This is a genomic window from Aquirufa sp. ROCK2-A2 (assembly GCF_054558485.1).
Window position 1 is genome coordinate 1 of record NZ_JBPXKA010000007.1, and the last position, 20,961, is coordinate 20,961.

Annotated in this window: 18 protein-coding genes; 7 read left to right on the forward strand and 11 right to left on the reverse strand. The window is 36.0% G+C overall.

Annotation, left to right across the window (positions count from 1 at the left end; translation table 11 throughout):
* Positions 1 to 283: 283 nt before the first annotated feature.
* On the forward strand, positions 284 to 1,717 hold the full coding sequence (locus V7S76_RS09535; protein WP_459509870.1) for a circularly permuted type 2 ATP-grasp protein: 1,434 nt from the start codon (positions 284 to 286) through the stop codon (positions 1,715 to 1,717).
* On the opposite strand, the gene lysA is transcribed toward V7S76_RS09535, so the two are convergent.
* Positions 1,714 to 2,946: a diaminopimelate decarboxylase gene (gene lysA, locus V7S76_RS09540; protein ID WP_459509871.1), complete on the reverse strand. Its 1,233-nt coding sequence runs from the start codon at positions 2,944 to 2,946 to the stop codon at positions 1,714 to 1,716. The genes V7S76_RS09535 and lysA overlap by 4 nt on opposite strands.
* 43 nt (positions 2,947 to 2,989) lie before the next feature.
* Between lysA and V7S76_RS09545 the strand changes: the two genes are divergently transcribed.
* The 3 genes from V7S76_RS09545 to V7S76_RS09555 are packed head-to-tail and all read left to right on the forward strand — an operon-like array spanning position 2,990 to position 5,560.
* Entirely contained in the window at positions 2,990 to 4,324 is a 1,335-nt protein-coding gene (locus tag V7S76_RS09545; protein ID WP_459509872.1) for an alkaline phosphatase D family protein, read from the forward strand.
* 1 nt (position 4,325) lies between these two features.
* Complete coding sequence (locus V7S76_RS09550; RefSeq protein ID WP_459509873.1) at positions 4,326 to 4,763, forward strand: OsmC family protein; 438 nt, start codon at positions 4,326 to 4,328, stop codon at positions 4,761 to 4,763.
* 2 nt (positions 4,764 to 4,765) lie between these two features.
* A complete protein-coding gene (locus tag V7S76_RS09555; RefSeq protein ID WP_459509874.1) occupies positions 4,766 to 5,560 on the forward strand; it encodes a thymidylate synthase in 795 nt (264 codons plus the stop codon).
* A gap of 83 nt (positions 5,561 to 5,643) precedes the next feature.
* On the opposite strand, the gene V7S76_RS09560 is transcribed toward V7S76_RS09555, so the two are convergent.
* From V7S76_RS09560 to V7S76_RS09595, 8 genes are all read right to left on the reverse strand, one after another.
* Positions 5,644 to 6,603 (reverse strand): AAA family ATPase, encoded by a 960-nt coding sequence (locus V7S76_RS09560; RefSeq protein WP_459509875.1) that lies wholly within the window; start codon positions 6,601 to 6,603, stop codon positions 5,644 to 5,646.
* A gap of 2 nt (positions 6,604 to 6,605) precedes the next feature.
* A complete protein-coding gene (locus V7S76_RS09565; protein WP_459509876.1) occupies positions 6,606 to 7,967 on the reverse strand; it encodes a peptidylprolyl isomerase in 1,362 nt (453 codons plus the stop codon).
* A 7-nt stretch (positions 7,968 to 7,974) separates the two neighbouring features.
* A complete protein-coding gene (locus V7S76_RS09570; RefSeq protein ID WP_459509877.1) occupies positions 7,975 to 10,236 on the reverse strand; it encodes a peptidylprolyl isomerase in 2,262 nt (753 codons plus the stop codon).
* Positions 10,237 to 10,320: 84 nt separating this feature from the next.
* Positions 10,321 to 11,037, reverse strand: a complete 717-nt coding sequence (locus V7S76_RS09575) for a hypothetical protein (RefSeq protein WP_459509878.1) — start codon at positions 11,035 to 11,037, stop codon at positions 10,321 to 10,323.
* Positions 11,034 to 12,086: an agmatine deiminase family protein gene (locus tag V7S76_RS09580; protein ID WP_459509879.1), complete on the reverse strand. Its 1,053-nt coding sequence runs from the start codon at positions 12,084 to 12,086 to the stop codon at positions 11,034 to 11,036. Before V7S76_RS09580 ends, V7S76_RS09575 begins: the two co-directional genes overlap by 4 nt.
* Entirely contained in the window at positions 12,083 to 12,856 is a 774-nt protein-coding gene (locus tag V7S76_RS09585) for a type III pantothenate kinase (RefSeq protein ID WP_459509880.1), read from the reverse strand. Before V7S76_RS09585 ends, V7S76_RS09580 begins: the two co-directional genes overlap by 4 nt.
* 9 nt (positions 12,857 to 12,865) lie before the next feature.
* Entirely contained in the window at positions 12,866 to 14,797 is a 1,932-nt protein-coding gene (gene nadE, locus V7S76_RS09590) for an NAD(+) synthase (protein WP_459509881.1), read from the reverse strand.
* Positions 14,797 to 15,099: a hypothetical protein gene (locus V7S76_RS09595; RefSeq protein WP_459509882.1), complete on the reverse strand. Its 303-nt coding sequence runs from the start codon at positions 15,097 to 15,099 to the stop codon at positions 14,797 to 14,799. The genes nadE and V7S76_RS09595 overlap by 1 nt, the downstream gene beginning before the upstream one ends.
* A gap of 96 nt (positions 15,100 to 15,195) precedes the next feature.
* On the opposite strand from V7S76_RS09595, the gene V7S76_RS09600 reads away from it, so the two are divergent.
* Together V7S76_RS09600 and V7S76_RS09605 are read left to right on the forward strand one after the other, a co-directional pair.
* Positions 15,196 to 15,843: a 7-carboxy-7-deazaguanine synthase QueE gene (locus V7S76_RS09600; protein ID WP_459509883.1), complete on the forward strand. Its 648-nt coding sequence runs from the start codon at positions 15,196 to 15,198 to the stop codon at positions 15,841 to 15,843.
* A 1-nt stretch (position 15,844) separates the two neighbouring features.
* Complete coding sequence (locus V7S76_RS09605; RefSeq protein WP_459509884.1) at positions 15,845 to 17,065, forward strand: OmpA family protein; 1,221 nt, start codon at positions 15,845 to 15,847, stop codon at positions 17,063 to 17,065.
* A 578-nt stretch (positions 17,066 to 17,643) separates the two neighbouring features.
* Here V7S76_RS09605 and V7S76_RS09610 read toward each other — a convergent pair.
* Both V7S76_RS09610 and V7S76_RS09615 read right to left on the reverse strand, forming a co-directional pair.
* A complete protein-coding gene (locus V7S76_RS09610; RefSeq protein ID WP_459509885.1) occupies positions 17,644 to 18,090 on the reverse strand; it encodes a septal ring lytic transglycosylase RlpA family protein in 447 nt (148 codons plus the stop codon).
* 95 nt (positions 18,091 to 18,185) lie between these two features.
* On the reverse strand, positions 18,186 to 19,457 hold the full coding sequence (locus tag V7S76_RS09615) for a citrate synthase (protein WP_459509886.1): 1,272 nt from the start codon (positions 19,455 to 19,457) through the stop codon (positions 18,186 to 18,188).
* A 182-nt stretch (positions 19,458 to 19,639) separates the two neighbouring features.
* Between V7S76_RS09615 and pepT the strand changes: the two genes are divergently transcribed.
* On the forward strand, positions 19,640 to 20,896 hold the full coding sequence (pepT, locus tag V7S76_RS09620) for a peptidase T (RefSeq protein ID WP_459509887.1): 1,257 nt from the start codon (positions 19,640 to 19,642) through the stop codon (positions 20,894 to 20,896).
* Positions 20,897 to 20,961: the final 65 nt, after the last annotated feature.

Here is a 20,961-nt window from a genome sequence, read left to right on the forward strand (position 1 = left end):
CGATTGACAACTTCTTTGCGAAGTTCTTCCGAAAAGATCAGCTGAACTCTAAATGATGTTTTTTTCATGTTTCTTCTTGTTTAAAAAGAAGAAAGATGTGTCAACTTTTTTCAGGCACCGTCAGTAATAGGTAATAGGTATTAGGTATTAGGTAAACAATTGTACCATTTCAATAAATAAAAGTCTAATTCCATTCTAATTGAAAATTATTATTCATATTTTTAATATAATCGAAAATAAAATTTTAAATTATTCCTAATCATGCATCTAAAAAATTATATCAATGGCAAATTTCAGTTTTAACAATTATGAAACCGAGGGATTTTTCGATGAAATGTTCACCTCCGAGAATCAAGTTAGAGAAGGCTACAGCCACTTTAAGGACCGAGTAGAACAATTAAGTGTAGAGGAATTTACTCGTAGACAATTATCTGCTGAAAGAGCCCTTATGGCCATGGGCATCACTTTCAATGTATATGCTGAAAATGAAGGGACCGAACGGATTATGCCGGTTGATATTATTCCTAGAATATTAAATTCGAATGAATGGGATAAATTAGAACGAGGGTTGAAGCAACGAATTACTGCACTCAATTTATTTTTATCGGATATTTATTCAGATCAAAAAATCATCAAGGATGGGATAATTCCCAGAGAAGTGATTTATTCTTCCAAAAACTTTCTAGAGCCGTGTATGGGAATTAAACCACCCAAAAATATTTGGATTCACATCACTGGAACTGATTTAATTAGGGGAAATGATGGAGAATACATGGTTTTGGAAGATAATTTACGTTGTCCATCTGGGGTTTCCTATATGTTGGAGAACAGGGAATTATTGAAACAAACCTTCCCTGAAGTTGTGGCCAAAACGCAAATTAGACCCATCTCAGATTATCCACACAAATTGCTTCAAATGTTGCAATTTATTAGTGACCGACCAGATCCAACAGTGGTTGTGTTGACACCCGGTATATATAATTCTGCCTATTTTGAGCATTCCTATTTGGCACAACAAATGGGCGTAGAATTGGTAGATGCACGTGATTTAGTGGTGCATGATGGGTATGTCAAAATGAGAACGACCAAAGGATTTCAAATTGTGGATGTGATTTACCGACGAATTGATGACACATTTTTAGATTCAACGACATTCAATCCGGATTCATTGATTGGAATACCGGGTATTTTTGATGTGTATAAAAATGGAAAAGTGGCTTTGGCGAATGCTCCTGGAACCGGTGTAGCAGATGACAAAGTAATATATGCCTATGTTCCCAGAATTATCAAATATTATTTAGGAGAAGACCCCATCATCCCTAACGTAGAAACGTACATCTGTGGTGAAGAAAAGGATCGCAATTATGTATTGGAAAATATCGAAAAATTAGTGGTCAAAGAGGCTAATGAGGCGGGTGGATATGGCATGCTGATTGGACCAAAATCAACAAAAGAAGAACAAGAGAAATTCAAACAATACATCATTGAAAATCCAAGAAATTACATCGCTCAGCCAACTATTTCACTATCACGAGTTCCATGTTTAATCAATGACCATGCGGAAGGAAGGCACGTGGACTTAAGGCCCTATATTTTATATGGAGATGGTGTTCAAGTAATTCCAGGTGGATTAACTCGGGTAGCTTTAAGAAAAGGATCCTTGGTCGTAAATTCTTCTCAAGGTGGAGGTTCCAAAGATACTTGGGTACTTTATTAAACCTGGTTTCTTAAAATATCATCCATGGTTTCTCTCTTACGAATCAATTTAGCTTTGCCGCCATCGATTAAAACCTCTGCTGGCAAAAAACGGGAATTGTAATGAGAAGCCATGGTGAATCCATAGGCTCCGCCATTTGCAAAAGCAATGACATCTCCTTCTTGAGCTACATTCAACAAGCGTTCATTTTGTTTTCCATCCAGACCAAAAGAAAAGGTGTCGGTTTCACAAATATTACCTACCACTCTATATTCTTCTTTTTGGGATTCATCGGCATTGGACGCATTAAATATATAATGAAAAGAACCGTACATCATTGGACGAATCAAATGATTTAAACCCGTATTCAATCCCAAAAAAGTTTTAATCGGATCATTTTTGACCACGGTCGCAGAAGCTAAGAAGGTTCCCGCTTCAGACACTAGGAATTTTCCTGGCTCTACCCATAATTTCAATGGTTTGCCATATTGCTCACAAAATTTCAAAAAAGCATTTCCCATCCCCTGACCTACTTCCTGCATATTAACTCCGGGATCTTGAGGCGAATATGGTACCTTAAAACCACCTCCCAAATCAATTAATTCCAAGTCTTTGAAATCAATCGCAAATTCAAAAATCGCTTTAGCCGCTTCTTGAAAGGTATAACTATCCTTAATATCCGAACCCGTATGTTGATGTAATCCAATTACTCTTATGCCATATTCTTTCACTAAATCCAAAATTTCCGCTTTTTGATGAATCGAAATTCCAAATTTGGATTCCGGATGAGCCGTCATAATTTTCTCGTTCCCTCCACCAAAAACATGTGGCTTGATTCGAATTAAGCATGGCTGACTAGAACCGTATTTTTTTCCGAATTTTTCTAATACGGAAAGATTATCCAAATTAACAATGGCACCATTTTCAACCGCATATTCTACTTCAGAAAAATCGACGCCACTGGGTGTAAACGTAATTTCAGAACCTTGAAATCCTGCTAATAAACCCAATTCCAATTCCTGAGGCGATACCACATCCAACTCCACGCCCTCTTGCTTCATCAACCTCAAAATTGATAAGTTCGTATTCGCTTTACATGCATACTTGATATGTAATGGAATTTGCGCAAAACTGTCTCTTAAAACTGAGATTTTTTCTCTAATTTTGTCAGCGTCATATACATACAGAGGTGTACCAAATTCTTGTGCTAAATTAACTAAAGGGATTCCTTGGATTGCGTAATATGCCATTTGCTTTGAATTAAGGCACAAAGATAATCTAAACTTTTGATCAATGAATTCAAATTCACTTTTTAAACGAACATTTCAACTTATTTGCGTCGTACTATGGGTCGTTTCTGGTCCGGTTTTCGCACAAGTCAAAAGTGGTCCTATGTTGGGATATTCAGAAATGAAGGAAGTTTTGGTTTGGGTTCAAACAGAAAAATCAGCGAAGGTCGTATTGAAATATTATGAAAAAGGTCAAAATCAAATATTTAGTACTGAACCCATCACAACTGAAAAAAAATCAGCATTTTCTGCCAAATTGATTGCTGATCAGGTAAGCATGGGAAAAAAATACACCTATGAAATATGGGTCGACAATAAAAAAGTAGCATTTGATTATCCTTTGGAGTTTCAAACTCAAACATTGTGGCAGTATAGATCAGATCCTCCTAATTTCTCCTTTGTCTTTGGGTCCTGCAATTACATCAATGAAGCTGAAACGGATAGGCCAGGAAGACCATACGGTGGTGCGGATGAAATTTATCAAGCTATGTACGACAAAAAGCCAGATTTCATGATTTGGGGTGGTGATAATTTCTATTACAGAGAACCAGATTGGAATACTCGGACTGGTATGATGCACCGAAATGATCACACCCGAGGTCAAAAATCGGTTCAAGCATTATTAGCCAACACCCATCATTATGCCATTTGGGATGACCACGATTATGGTCCGAACGATGCCGACAGATCCTTTGCCAACAAACATACCTCTTTGGAATTATTTAAAATGTATTGGGGTAATCCAAATTATATTTTCCCCAATGAAGGCATCACTGGTCAATTTCAATGGTCGGATGTGGAATTTTTCTTAATGGATGATCGTTGGAATAAAGCACCTAACGATTTGGTCGATCCTGCCAAAGATTACTTTGGACAAAAGCAATTAAATTGGTTGTTAGATGCCATGACAACCAGTAAAGCACCTTTTAAAATAGTGGTCAATGGTGGTCAAATTATCAATCCAGCCAAGATTTTTGAAAATATGGCGAATTACGAAAAAGAACGAAATCAATTATTAACCGAAATTCAAAAACGTAAAATTCAAGGCGTAGTCTTTTTATCTGGAGACCGTCATGTTTCCAATTTGTGGAAATTAGATCGTCCAGGTACTTATCCTTTATACGATTTAACGGTTAGTCCATTTACTGCGGGTGGCGCAAAAGCAAATATTTTAGACAAAAATGCGCAATTGGTGGAAGGAACTACGATTGAGGATAGAGCATTTTCGATATTATCCGTTTCGGGTCCAATGAATGATCGCACATTAACGATTACCTTATATTCCTCCACAGGAAAAGAATTTTGGAAAAAAGAGATCAAAGCAAAAGAATTAAAATAACATGGAAGTAGTATTAAATAGATTAGATAAAGATTTTCATTTTGAAGCATTGGGAAGTTCCGCTATCCCTGTTCATATAGATGCCGCAGAAGGTATCGGTGGGCATAACGCAGGTGCTAGACCTATGGAATTATTGTTAATGGGATTAGGCGGGTGTACAGCCATTGATGTCATTTTGATTCTAAAAAAACAGCGACAAATAGTGGAAGATTTTCAAATCCGTGTTTCAGGAACTAGAGAAAAAATTGAAGGTACTGAAAAAACGCCATTTCGTACCATCAATATTCAATTTGAATTAAAAGGTGAAATTGACGCGATCAAGGCCTTAAAAGCCATTGTATTATCCATGGAAAAATACTGCTCAGCGACAGCGCAATTAGAACCAAGTTCAATCATCACACACAGCCTAATGATCAATGGGCAGAAAATCGAAGAATAAAAATGAAAGCATATTTAGATCTACTGCAACATATCAAGGCAAATGGAACGTATAAATCTGATCGTACTGGTACAGGCACTACCAGTGTCTTTGGCTATCAAATGCGATTCAATTTAGAAGAAGGATTTCCGTTGGTGACGACAAAAAAAACCCATTTGAAATCAATCATCTATGAATTACTTTGGTTTTTAAAAGGAGAAACGAATACGGCTTATCTCAAAGAAAACAATGTGAGTATTTGGGATGAATGGGCTGACGAAAATGGAGATCTTGGACCCGTTTACGGAAAGCAATGGAGATCATGGGAGGCGCCAAATGGGCAAGTGATTGACCAAATTAAGGATGTTATTGAAACCCTAAAAAAGAATCCAGATTCAAGACGAATCATTGTTAGCGCGTGGAATGTAGCCGATTTACCTAAAATGGCATTGATGCCTTGTCATGCCTTTTTCCAATTCTATGTGGCAGATGGTAAATTATCTTGTCAATTATACCAAAGATCTGCCGACGTATTTTTAGGTGTTCCTTTCAATATTGCAAGTTATGCTTTATTAACCATGATGGTCGCTCAGGTGTGCGATTTAGGTTTAGGAGATTTTGTATGGACGGGCGGAGACACCCATTTGTATTCGAATCATATGGAGCAAGTTGACTTGCAACTGACTAGAGAACCTCGTAGTTTGCCCATTATGAAAATCAACCCAGCCGTAAAAGATATTTTTGAATTCCAATTCGAAGATTTCACTTTAGAAGGATATGATCCATATCCAGGAATTAAAGCTCCGGTGGCGGTTTAATATCAATGATGAATCAGAGTTTATCATTGATGAGAACTAGTTTTTAAAATGATTATCATTTTAAAAAAATAGAAAATTCATAATTACATAATAATTTCCCCTATCAAATCCTCAGCACTAAAACCTTTAGCCTCGGCTTTATAATTGGGTATAATACGATGTTGGAGAACGGGAATCGCGATAGAACGAAGATCCTCTAAGTTAGGAGAAAATCTACCATGTAGAATGGATCTACATTTAGCTGCTAAAATTAAATTTTGAGATGCTCTAGGTCCAGCGCCCCAAGAAATATACTCTTTACTAATGCTGGCTGCCTTTTCAGATGTAGGTCGAGTGGATTGAACCCATTTAACAGCGGTTTCAATTAAATGATCTGGCACTGGGACTTTTTGAACCAATTCTTGATACTCCAACAACTGATGTATGGTTAAAATCGAATGACTTACATCATGGTCCTCTGAATTATTCATTTTTACTACTTCTAATTCTTCTTGGTAAGAAGGATAATCCAATTTAAGCATGAACAAAAATCGGTCCAACTGTGCCTCTGGAAGCGGATAAGTCCCCTCCTGCTCAATCGGATTTTGAGTTGCTAAAACAAAAAATGGATTAGGTAATTCATGACTAATACCACCAACAGAAACGGTCTGTTCTTGCATGGCTTCCAATAAGGCAGATTGAGTTTTGGGTGGCGTTCGATTTATCTCATCAGCTAAGACAATATTGGTGAAAACAGGACCTTTATTGAAAATAAAGTTTCGTTGATTATCCAACATTTCAGTTCCAATAATGTCAGAAGGCATCAAATCTGGCGTAAATTGAATGCGATGGAAATCTAGATCAATTAGGGAGGATAAGGTTTGAACCAAACGAGTTTTGGCTAAACCAGGAACACCCACCAATAAACAATGCCCTTTACTAAAAAGGGCATTAATTAATAATTCAACGGTTTGATGTTGACCAACAATTCGCTTTGATATTTCTTTTTTAAGTAATTCAAAGTGATTGGATAAGTTTTCGGCTAATTGAACATCATTTCCCATCCTTATTCGCTTCGGGACTCGCCACTTAAAATTTTACAATCTACATAATCCTCGTCAATGTAAATGAACACATCTTTTTTGGCTGTTAAAAACCAATTATCAATCGCATCATTTCTTTTTCGGTTCAATGCTATCACAGATAATTTTTGATAATCGTCGTTTAAATTAGCAAAATGAGGTGGATGTTTTACTTTGTAAAATAAAATCCTCACCGCACTACGGCCATCTTCTGTACGATAAGAAATCGGTGCAGAAACAGTTCCTACTGTCATGGAATCTAAAGAAAAATACAACCCCGGTTCCATGCTGCTATCAAAAGGAATTCGCATGGTTCTAGTACTTGGATCCAATAACATTCCTCCAGCATCCTGTGTCATTTTGTCCTCCGAATGTAAGGCAGCAGCACGATCAAATTTCAAGGAATCTCTTTGAATCAAAACTCGAATACTGTCCAAAAATTTAGTAGGTTCAGTTAAATCCAATTTTTGATAATCAGGACGCAATAAAATATGTCTGGCATGATATTCTTGACCACGCGTTTCCAACAATTGAATTAAGTGAAAACCAAATTCAGATTCGATGATATCTGACATCATATTAGGTTTCAACTTTAAAGCAGCAGCTTCAAAAGGTGCTACCATTTGTCCACGCTTAGAAAATCCTAAATCGCCACCTTTTCTTCCACTACCCAAATCTTCCGAATAAAGTTTGGCCAAATCTTCAAAGGCTTCCCCCTTTTCAATTCGTTTTTTGTAGTCCAAAAGCTTGTTAATTAAATCTTGTTTTTCATTGGCATTCGGTTTCGCTAGGCGAACGATATGACCAACCTCCACTTCCGATGGCAAATAAGGCAAGGAATCTTTGGGAATGGAATTGAAAAATGCTTCTACTTCTTTCGGAGTAATTTTGACATTCTCCGAAATTTTTTCTTGCATTTTTCGGCCAGTCAATTGCTCCTTTAATGAAACTCGTAAATCTTCTTTCAAATTAATGATTGATTTTCCAAAGGCTTCAACAATATTCTTGGAAGATCCATATTGTTGCTCCATTTGTTCCATTCTAGAGTTTAACTCTGCTTCTACCCTTTTATCTTCGACAATAACAGAGTCAATTTCTGCTTTTGCAAGCATCAATTTGTTAATCACCAAACTCTCCAAAATTTGGCATTTTCCCGGAGTATTGGGTTGACCACTTACTTGATACTGTTGATATTGTTGTTCTACTTCCGATTTTAGCACAAAATGGTTATCCACCTTCGCCACAATCTTATCCAACAATTCACCTTTTTTCTCATCTTGAGAATATGCCATTCCACTACTTAAAACCAATCCTAAAAGGCATACCCACTTTGTCAATTTCATCATATAATTTCTATTGCATTAATTTTTGTAGTTCTTCTTGCTTTATTTCTACTGGATGGGACTTTTTCAAATTTTCCATCCACTCTTTTTCAAACTTAACTTGCAAGTTACGAATAATTGTACTTCTAGACTCATCAAAACTCTTAATTCGTTCAGGTTCCGACTTAATTATTTCAACATAGACATTTCTACCATTGTCTTCTATGTTTCTTTTGCCAATTTGGGATTCAGATGCATCCACAAAAACATTATCACCTTTGTAAAAATATAACTCTTTTGCCTCTAAACTATTCGGTTTGATGGAATTAAATCGTTTCACCACATCTTCCATTGATTGCGAATAAAATTTAAAACTAACTCGAGCATTTTTGGCTTTATCGGTTTTCGATATTGGACTTAATTTACCTTCTTCTTTTTCAATAAATCGATGAGAAAGAATACCTTTCTTACTAATTTCCTTCACAATCTTATTTATTCTAGAAGCTATTAAGGTATCCATTTCTGAAGCATCTATATGTCCTGAAACCTCCAAAACATAGTCTTTATTTTTCAACATTACCAATTGCAATTCGGAAATCAACTTTTTAGCGTTATCAGTTAAATCACTCGTACCCAATTTAAAAGTAACATCTGGATACCTTTTATTCATTGGATAAGGCGCATTTTTCAATAAATCCAATGCATCTGCTAATGTTTTTGGACTATCTGCTGAAATAAATTTGGCATATACTCGTGCTGGTAAAATAAACTCAGTTGAATGAGCCTTGTAATAATTAGATTGATTCAATGAATCCAAAGAAGGTTCATAAATCATCTTTTCCGTGATTTTACTATAAAGACTGCCCTCTAAAAACTCCTGCATTTGCTCTTTAAATGCTGGATATTTTTTCTCCAACTGCTGTTCCTCTAATTGTAAGGTATTTTGATCAATGAACTCATCCAACCAATCTGCCTCAGAAATACTAGGTAAAAATCCAAGTTCCTTTAATTTGCGTTTTTGTTGGGCAACTATGAAACTATAAAAATCTTGAATGGAAAAGGATCTATCCGAAATCTGAAATAGATTATATTTCAAAAAAGGTTCATCCCCAACTCGGTCCCGAGTAAAACGATCAATAGCCATTTTTTTATTGATCTCATTGACCACTAAACTATTTTCTTTACGAACCCGTTTCATAAATGCCAATCGAATCAAATTCGCGCGTTCGGGGTCTGTCGTTACCTTTTGACGAAGGTATTCACTCATTTCATCAAAGGTCAACAAAGGCTTTTTATCCAATAACTTAAAAATTTGCCAGCCAAGATTGGTTCGAATAGGTTTCGAAATATCACCCAAACGCTGCAAGCCAAAAAGTTTATCCTGTAATTCCTCACTTAAATCAGAAGAATAATACCATCGGCGAAGCTCTCCTCCCCGACCTGTAGAATATGGATCTTCCGAATAATTCTTACAAACCACTTCAAAGGATTCACCAGCTGCCAAATATGCTTCCACTTGTTCGATTCTCTTTTTGGCTTCTACTTGTAGGTTGGTATTGGCATTGACAGCGACAGACACCAAAATATGGGCTAATCGTATCTTTCCCTGATTCGGTCGTTGATTGATCAATTTAATAATATGATAACCTGTTTTTGTTCGAACAGGTCTAGAAAAAGACCCTAAACCCAATTGATAGACCGTATTTTCAAAGGCATATTGTGTCTGTAAACTAGTTATATAACCTAAATTTCCACCTTTGGCAGCGGTCAAATCATCTTCGGAATATTTTTGTGCAACTGCTGAAAAATCTTCATTTAATTTCAACTTTTTGTAAATATTTTCAATTTTTTGATAAGCAATTAGGGTGTCGCCAGGACTTGGATTGGCAGGTAATTTCACCAAAATATGCGCTACTTGTTTTTCATCTTTTAATCGAGAATAGGCCTCTTTAACGAATTCATCCACTTTTTCATTATCAATTAAATACGGACTTGCCAGTTCCTTTCGAAATCCTTGATATTCTTCTTGAAAACCTACTGATTCAGGAATTTTGGTTAATTCCGCGGATAATATTTTATAATGATAATCGATATAATCTTGTAAAAACTTATCCTTATTTTCAGCACGTACACTATCACTTTCAATTAATCTTCGATAATCGGACAAAAAACGTTCAGAACTGATTTTTTTAGGACCTAATTGAATGATATCTTTTGTTTGAGCAAAAATTGAATTACCCAACAGAGAAAAGAAAAGGAAAATGTAAACTTTAAATATGTTCTTAATTGACATGTTAACTAATTTGCATGAAGGCTATTTCGTTAAAACGAAAAGCAGCCTGTAAAATTACGAATTATACTCAATAAAATATTTTATTTAATTCGCCACTGAAATTATATGATACGAAAATTGATAATCATAGCTATCTAAGGCATTTTTTCCGCCTTTCCAATTTCCTCTTTTGAATCTGTTGACCTTCCCATTTGGTATTTCTTCAAAGTCCCAAATCAATTCAGAAACGCCTAGCAAATCATTTTGATCAAATTTAGATAAAAAATACATCCCCATTCCTCCAGCTCTCGTTCCCCACAAAAACCATCCCAATGGATTACTCACGGCACTCCACTCCGCCAATGCAATCGGCACCTGAAGAATGCCCCCAAATGTATTCACCTGATTCAAGGTCTTCGAAATTTGGTCATAATCATCTATTTCCCACAAGGATAATTGTATCCCTAATTTCTGATTTTTCAACAGTCGCATCGCGGGTAAATGCAATGAATCCAAATTGATTTCATCTCCTTGCTTAATTTTACCCAATTTTTTGATCGCTGCAGAAGTTTGAATAATTTTGTTTCCTTCTATCACAGAAATGGAGTAATTCAATAACAGCTCATCTGAAAAAGTAATATTTTCTTGAATATCATTCGCTTTAAGGCTTTTCAAACTCAAAATAATCTGCTTACTAATTCGCTTAGATGCTTGGGCCTTCACAACCTCATTAACAGGTTTTTGATTCATTGGAAGAGACTTTCGTTGACACGCTCCCAACATCACCGAACAAAACATTAAAATTAAGATGGAGTGTTTCATAGACAAGACTGTGGTTCTTGCTGAGTTAAACAATGAAAACTCCCTTGGCCCCAAATAATTTCCCTAGCCGACAAACCGATTATCTTACGATCAGTGAATAATTTTGATAAGGTTTGAAGGGCAAATTCGTCCTGCGGACAATCAAAAATTGGAACAATGACAGCAGCATTACAGATATAAAAATTGGCATATGAACCCGGCGCTCTAAACTCATCGATGATGACAGGGTCTGGCATTGGAATTTCCACAATATTCAAGGGCTTTCCAGAAATCAACCGCATTTCTTTTAATTCCTTCAGATTTTGAGCCAAAACTGCATGATTATCATCATCTACTTTAGGCTCTACCATAGTGATTACCGTATCTTCATTCACAAATCGTACTGTATCGTCAATATGTCCGTCTGTATCATCACCAACTATTCCGTCCGAAACCCATAAAACTTGTTCTACTCCATAATAATCGCACAAATAGCGTTCTATTTCCGCTTGACTTAAATGTGGATTCCGATTTGGATTTAATAAGCAAGAACGACTCGTCAAGACTGTACCTGCCCCATTGAATTCCACTGAACCACCTTCCATGATGATTCCTGGACTAACAATGGGTAAATCTAACGTTTGTGCAATGGTTCTAGGTAAACGATTATCATCATCAAAAGGGGGATATTTTCCACCCCAAGCATTGTATTCCCAATCCAACATTAAGCGCTCCGAACTATTTTTTTTAACTAAAAAAGAAGGCCCGTGATCTCTGCACCAAGCATCGTTGGTAGGGTTGATATGACATGAAATTCTATTTTCATCGATACCGTAAACGGGCAATTGAGATAAAATAAAGGATTCCAATGTTTCATCATTGACATTTAAATGAACATGTTCACCTTGAGAAATTGCTTTTATCAAAGCAAAATATTCGGGATACATAGAAGCCAATTTACCTTCTTGCCATGAATGATCATTGTGAGGAAAAGTCAACCAAGTAGCAACATGCGGATGCCATTCTGCTGGAAAAAAATACTTTTCCGACTTAGGAGTAGAAATTGTCATGATAATTTTTTTTGCGAAATAATGCGCAAACCTTCAAGAGTGATTAATTTATTTACTTCGTCGAAATACGATTGTAGAGGTGTCAATATTGATGATAAACCTCCAGTAGCAATGACTTTTATATGTTCTCCTTTTTCTTCTTTTACTCGAAAAATCATTTCTTTCACCATACCCACATACCCCCATAAAATACCTGCTTGAATAGCAGAAACGGTATCATAACCCAAAGCAGATTTAGGAACTTCTAAGGGTACTTCTGGCAATTGAGCCGTTTGAGAAAATAAGGATTTTACAGCAGTTTTTAGTCCAGGAGCTATCGAAACGCCTTCCATTTTTCCCTTAGAATTAACCAAAGTAAAGGTCAAAGCTGTACCAAAATCGACAATTAAAACATCTGTTTGATAATTTTCAAAGGCATAAACGGAATTAGCTACCAAATCGGAACCAATTTCATCGGGAGAAATCACTTGCACAGGAAAATAAGGCAAATGATAAATCGGATTGGCCACCACAAGTGCTTGAATTCCTAACCAGGCCTCTAATCCCCTTTGTATTTGAGAAAGGATTCCTGGTACTACACAAGATATCGTTAATTTCTCTGGCTTGATGGAACCAATTTTCTTTTCCATCCATTCTTGCCGAATCCAAGTTTCCATTCGCATGGCAGTCCAAGGTTGATGGGTAGAAGATCGAAGGATTTCTTTCCAATTCCCATTTTCATAAAAACCAAAAACTATATCGGTATTACCTATATCTACGACTAATAACATGCCTAATTGTTAAAATAAATCTTTTTCTAGTCCACCAGATAAAATAGGAAAACGTAACCACGATTTGGGATCTAAACTATAATCGTCCACATGAAATCCTGGTGCATATCGTTCTCTTTTCCATTGGTTTCTAGCCCAAAGTCGGAAATATCTTTGGCAAAATTCCATTAATTTCTCTTCAGAAAACTGATTCCCATACTCTATGACCAAATTTCTGAAACATTCCTTGGGTGAAAGTTTATGATAGAACGCCCATCTTTCAATCGAATTTAAGATGGGATAAGGCATTAAATCCTCTTCATCAATTTGTTTACTTGCCAAAGGCCTCAATTCAGCACTCGGTTCTAATTGATTAACAGATGACAATCCCAATACTTTTAGCTCATTATCCAAACCCGTATATTCCAACCATTTTAACCAGGTACGAATAAAGCTTTTATCGATACCGGCAATCGGGGAAATCGAACCAGACGTGTCACCATCCATCGTAGCATATCCGACACTTGCTTCTGACCGATTGGAAGTAGCTAGTAATAATGCATTTTTAATATTGGCCAACATCCATATACTTGGACTTCTCACACGGGCTTGAACGTTTTGCAAAGTAACATCATCCAACTCCCAAGTTAATTCCCGCTGCAAAACTCCTTCAATTAAGCCTCGATAACCATCAACTAAATCATCTATTTCAATCTCACAATGAGTAGATTGAATAAAATCTGCTAATTTTTTGGCAGAATCTCGGGTATCTTGAGAAGAATTTTTCGTTCCTTGATACATGGTGGTTAATATTTTACTTGTCAATTCAGATACATTAGAAACCTCTGAAATCCATGGAATGAATGATAATTTCTGTTGTATTTGTTCAAAGGACAAATCTTTGGAAGCCAATTGTAGACTCAAATAACACAAACTCGCAATGGCCGAGGAATCGGCACCACCAGAAAGAGAAATTACCCAACCATTGGAATATGATTTTCGCATGTAGTCCCACAATCCTAAGGAAATAGCTCTTGCAAATTCTTCTTCTTTTTTATAGTCAGAAATTTCCCAAGAAGCTAAATCAAAATTTTCAGCAACATTGGTATGTGAGTGATGCACTTTTTCAACGACAAGCACATCTTCTCCATTTGAAATCAGCTTGTCTAATTCCAATTCTGCAAAGATTAATTCAGAATCCCTAAACGAAAAACGTTGGGTTTGCGCAACAATCTTGTCTTGATGAACAATATAAGCATCTCCATCAAAAATAATTCTACCTGATTCATTGCCCAACAAATTGGCAAAAACATAAGCACCCCCAATAATTTTGGAACCCTCAATGGCTAAATGTTGACGAATAACTGACTTTCCAAATGAAAAATGGGAGGCTGTTGGATTACAAATAATCGAAACGCCTCTTTCAGCTAAAGCATGTGCGGGACGATTTACACCCTCCCAAGCATCTTGGCAAATTTCAATTCCCAAACACAATTCACCGAATTGAATTCGATAATCGCCCATTGGAACAGATAAACCATCTTTGACAAAAATTTCTCGTTGATTTTGAGGCCAAGGTTTGAACCATCGTGGTTCATAATGAACTCCATCATTCGCCAAAAATTGTTTAGGAATTAAGGCTTGAATTTGATGATTATACAAACAAGCTGCTACGTTGTAAAGTTGTCCTTGAAATAAAACGGGTAATCCGACCCAAACTAAAGTGTTGGACACGGTTTGGGATAATTTCAATAAAGACTCCCAAGATTTTTCGATGGTAAAATTGGATAAAAATTGATCTTCGCATCCATAACCACATAGGCTTAATTCTGGTAAACAGAGAATATCAATCTTTTTGGAATGTGCATCATTCACCAATTGGGTAATGCGCAATAAATTACCTTTCCAATCCAAGGGTGTTTGATTAATAACCCCAGCTCCTAGTACGATTTTTGTCGTCATTAATTTCGGGGTTTATTCGTCTTTTTTGTAGGCAATATTTTTTTGTACCAAGCTTTTTTTGTTTCTACTTGATTGGGACCAGCACCGGCATAATTAGAAGTTCGAACGTGTTTATAACGTGGCGTATACATCCATGAAAATGCTTGACGAGGTCTATAATACCTGTCGCCATGCCTATGTTCTACCTGCACTCGACAGGTTTCTCTTGGGCATCTGGCTGACCAACAAGCATTTAAACTCAATAATGACACTAGTCCAATTGAACATAATCCAATAAATCTTAGAAGAGATTTTTTTGTCATTAATTTATCAAAGAGTTAGAATACCCATGGAAAGAACGTAACTCTATTAGTTTAATTACAAATCAAAGCTTAATTTTACTAGCTAATTATCAAAAAATGCAATCAGACTTCAAAGATATAAAAAGCGAGTTAAAAAGAAATGATTTTCAATACCCTGTGATGGAATCTTTTTATACGATTCAAGGGGAAGGGAAATATCAAGGACATGCTGCTTATTTTATTCGTTTAGGAGGTTGTGAAGTAGGATGTCATTGGTGTGATGTCAAAGAATCTTGGCCAATTGATTCCCATCCACGCAAATCTGTACAACAATTATTGGATGAAGCCTCGGTATTCCCAGGTCGGATAGTTGTTATTACTGGCGGAGAACCTTTGATGCATGATTTGAATCCTTTGACCAATGCTTTTCAAGAAGCAGGATTTCGGACACATATTGAAACATCGGGTGTTTGCAAAGAAGTGACGGGAAGTTGGGATTGGGTTTGTTTTTCCCCAAAGAAATTCAAAGATGCGAACATTGGAATTTTTGACTTGGTTGATGAATTGAAAGTAGTTGTGTATCATCCTTCAGATATTGCATGGGCAGAAACTTTTATTCCCAAAATTCCTTCCAAAGCCCTTTTATTGTTGCAACCAGAATGGTCAAAACAAATAGAAAATAATCCTTTGATTGTTGATTTTGTTAAATCAAATCCAGCATGGAATATTTCGGTACAAACCCACAAATTTTTACAAATTCCTTAGTATGATAGGCTTTTGTTTGATTTCTTGTTTATCACTATTTACCCAAATAGATAGTTCAAAAATCATTCAAAAAATTCCATTAACCCCACTGAATCAATACAAATCTCAATATTTCCCGAACTATTCGGATGCCCATAAGTCCATCTATTTTACAGCCAGAGAAAGTACACATCGAGATGAAGATTTATTTGTCTCTTCTTTTACGAACAATCAATTTCAAGTTCCTCAAAATATTCAAGAGTTAAATCAAGAAAATAATGAAGGGACACCTAGCCTTTCCACTGATGGTACAAGGATGATTTTCTCTGCCTGCGATTATCCAAATACATACGGAGGATGTGATTTATTCGAAACACTTTGGAATGGAAATAATTGGACAAAGCCAAAGAATTTAGGATATCTCATTAATTCCCATGATTGGGAAGGACACCCCAATCTAAGCAAAGATGGAAACTCTTTGTATTTTTCTTCAGATAGACCAGGTGGAAAAGGCAAAAAAGATATATGGATTTCCCAAAGAAATCAACAAGGCATTTGGCAAATTCCTATAAACCTCGGAAATCACATCAACACCCAATTTGATGAGCAAAGTCCATTTTATCTAGAAGATAAAAAGATTCTCATTTTTTCAAGCGATCAAAAAGGAGGTCTAGGAGGTTTAGATTTTTATCAAAGTTTACTAACTGATAATATATTTGGGCTTTCTCAAAATATCAAACCATTAAACTCGATCAAAGATGATGCGGGAATATGTGTAGGCACGCAGTCAAATGAATATTTCATCAGCAGTTCTTTGAGCGGAAAAGATTTAATCTATTCGGTCAATATTCCTGACGAATTTTGGTTAAAACCACCTCCTATAGTAGAAAAGCCTCTCCAATCGAAAACATTCGAAAGTTTACAATTTGAAGATATCCAATTTGATAGCAATCAATGGGAATTACCCTCTAAAACACCCAATAGTTTAAAGGAATTGGTCCTTTATTTAAAAGAATATACTCAACAAAAAGTAAAAATCAGTGGCCATACCGATGAAAATGGCACAGAAGAATTGAATCAAATTCTATCTGAAAAACGTGCCTTATCTGTCAAACTTTATTTAATTCAGCAAGGAATATCCAATGATCGAATTACATTTCAAGGTTTTGGCTATTCACAATCGTCCTCTAAAAATCAAGCTAAAAAACGCAGGATTGAGATTGAGATTATAGATGATAGATAATAGGTAATAGGTAAAAGGTAATAGGTAATAGGTAATAGGTAATAGGTAATAGGTAATAGGTAATAGGTAATAGGTAATAGGTAATAGGTAATAATAGGAATTAAGGGTTAAAAAACATATCAATCAATCAATCAATCAATCAATCAATCAATCAATCAATCAATCGAAATATTCATTTATGCCAACGCTTAATCCTAACGAAAGATTTGAACGTAGCGGCAAGGCGGAGCTTTGACAATGCGCATGGGCGATGTGCGACAGGGTCAAAGAAAATAGCCGTGAGCGAAGTGAAAATCGGTCAGTCAGCTCTAGCTGACGGATTCGTCTTGGATTAAGCAAAACAAAAAAGTTTTTTTGTTTCTTTTTTTTCAAAAAAAGAAATGCCATAGAAAAAGAATTAGCCCGAAAATTGCATTTCTGTAAAATGAAGAGTGAAAAAGTAAATTTAAAATTGGCTAGTTATCAAATTATTTGAATTTAGCTTACTGAAAATTTTAACACTTAATTCGTATTAATAGGTAAAAGGTAATAGGTAAAAGGTAATAGGTAATAGGTAATAGGTATTCATCATCTTTTACCTATTTACTTTTACCTAACTTCTTCTTCTCTTTCTTTTTCAAAACCGCCAATAAAGAATCTGTTAATTCTTTTTCTCCAAGCAGGCGAACTTTCACAGCAGCGATACCTGTACCAATGATACCTAATTCTTTGGCAGCAATATAAGAAACATCAATTAATCGTGTTTTTTTATGAGGTCCACGATCATTGACACGAACATAGGTTTTCTTTTGTGTTCGTAGGGATGTCACTTCCAACCATGAATTAAACGGATAGGTTCGGTGGGCACAGGTAAATTTATTTGAATTAAACTTTTCTCCAGAAGTGGTTCTGCGTCCATTTAGACGTTTACTGTAAAAGGAAGCTAAACCAGTGGAATCTTCTTGCGCTTTGGTATTGATGCCAATCAATAATAGAATGAAGATGGCTAAGCATTTGATAGGACTATGATGAAGTTGTATTCGCATAAGTCTGGCAAAATTAGGCTTATAAATACGATAAAACAAAAAAGGCTTCTCTTTTGAGAAGCCTTTTTGACTTAAAATATGTTAAAACATTTTAATTATCTCTGAGCAATTTCTACAAAGTCTCTAGAAGTAGCGCCCGTATAAATTTGTCTAGGACGACCTATTGGCTCTTTATTCACTCTCATTTCTTTCCATTGAGCAATCCAACCTGGTAAACGACCAATCGCGAACATAACGGTAAACATATTCGTTGGAATTCCTAATGCACGGTAGATAATACCTGAATAAAAGTCAACATTTGGATATAATTTACGAGCTACAAAATACTCGTCGTTCAAAGCCGCTTCTTCCAATTTTTGAGCGATAGATAAAACTGGATCATTCACACCTAATGCTTTTAACACATCATCAGCTGCTTTTTTAATAATTTTAGCACGAGGATCAAAGTTTTTGTACACTCTATGACCAAATCCCATTAAACGGAAACCTGAATTCTTATCTTTTGCCATCGCGATGTACTTATCAGTATCACCACCATCTGCTTTAATTGCTTCCAACATTTCAATCACCTCTTGATTAGCACCACCATGCAATGGACCCCACAAAGCATTGATACCTGCTGAAATAGATGCGTATAAATTAGCATGAGATGAACCTACCAAACGTACAGTAGATGTAGAACAGTTTTGCTCATGATCAGCATGTAAAATCAATAATTTATTCAAAGCTTTAGCAACAACCGTATCCACTTGATAATCAGCACCTGCTTTCGCAAACATCAATTTCAAAAATCCAGATACATAGTCCAAAGATGCATCAGGTTGGACGATATCTTCACCTAAGGATTTTTTATAAGACCAAGTCGACATGATTGGCAACTGAGCCAATAATTTAAATATACTTTTTTCATCGTCACCCGGAGCATCTGTAGAATTAAAAGCAGACATTGCGCCAACTGCCGCTGAAATAACACACATAGGGTGTGCCTCTACTGGGAAATTATTGGAAATTGAATGAATACCCGTATTTACGCTTGCCTCCGCAGAAATAGCTGCTGAAAATTCGTCCAATTGGACCTGAGTAGGTAATTCACCATAAATAAGTAAATAAGCCACTTCAATAAAAGTAGCTTTGTCAGCTAATTCTTCAATACTGTAACCTCTGTAACGAAGGATACCTTCTTCACCATCCAAATAGGTAATGGCACTTTTAGTAGCTCCTGTATTTTTAAATCCGGGATCATAGGTCACGAAACCTGATAAATCACGTAATTTGGCAATATCAATCGCCTTTTCATTTTCAGAACCTACTAAAGTTGGAAGTTCATACGATTTCCCCTCGAGGTTGATAACAGCAGTTTGAGACATATTTAATTAAGCTTTAACTTGATCTAATCTTTTCAATTTGAAAACAGTATAGCACATTTTACAAATTGAAACCATAAATATAACACGGAATTTTGAAAGGTTGCTTACCTTTACAAATACAAAAAAAATAAATTTAATTATCACAATTTTTTCTTCATATATTTCAAAAAAAACGAGTCTTTATGAGCGATTTATCTCAAAAAATTAAAAAATACTCTTTTACTTCTTTAGAGCGATTTCTTAGATATGTGCAAATTGATACTCAATCAGATCCGAATTCTGCATCCTTCCCTTCTACTGAAAAACAAAAAAATCTATCAATTGTTTTAGTCGATGAATTAAAAAAAATGGGTTTAGATAATGCTCATACCGATGAACATGGCTATGTGTATGCTTTTCTGCCTTCCAATACTTCCATCGACAAACCTACCTTATGTTTTTTGGCTCATATCGATACCTCTCCTGATTGTTCCGGTGAACATGTAAAACCCATTGTCCATCATAATTACCAAGGCCAAGATCTTGTTCTACCAGATGATACTAATCAAGTCTTACGTGCCAAAGATCACCCTGATTTGCTGGAGCAAATGGGCAATGATATTGTGACAGCCAGCGGAACAACCTTACTTGGCGCAGATAACAAAGCTGGAGTAGCAGAAATCATGGATGCCGTCCATTTTTGGCAAAGCCATCCCGAAGTACTACATGGACCTATTTCCATTGTTTTTACGCCAGATGAAGAAGTGGGTAGAGGTACCGAGCAAATAGATTTAAAGAAAATCAATGCCAAATATGGCTACACCTTAGACGGAGAAAAACGTGGACATTTAGAAAACGAAACCTTTTCTGCGGATGGATTTACTTTGACCATTAAAGGAGTTTCTCAACATCCGGGATTTGCCAAAAACCGAATGGAAAGTGCCATCAAAATCGCATCAGAGATTATTACTGCACTGCCCAACAAAGAATTAAGTCCAGAAACAACCGAAGGCAAAGAAGGTTTTATCCACCCAGTTGGTATTCAAGGAACCGTCGAAGAAGCCAAAATAGATTTTATATTAAGGGATTTTGATACAAAAAATTTACCGCTATACGGAGAATTCATCATTTCATTAACCAAGGAAATTTTGAGCACTTACCCAAATTCATCTTTTACATATGAGCAAAAAGAACAATACCGTAACATGAATGAAATCCTGGTTAATCATCGTGAATGCCTTGAATTTGCCTTAAGTGCCATGGAAAGAGCTGGATTAGAACCTACATTAACTTCCATCCGTGGTGGTACAGATGGTTCACGATTAACCTTCATGGGCTTACCTTGTCCCAATATCTTCGCTGGAGAACATGCATTCCATAGCAAACATGAATGGGTATCTGTTCAAGATATGCAAAAGGCCACCGAAACAGTGATTTATTTGGCGGATGAAGCGAGATAGGTATTAAGTAATAGGTATTTAGGTATTTAGGTAATAGGTAATATCTTGTTTTTTCTTTTTTCTCT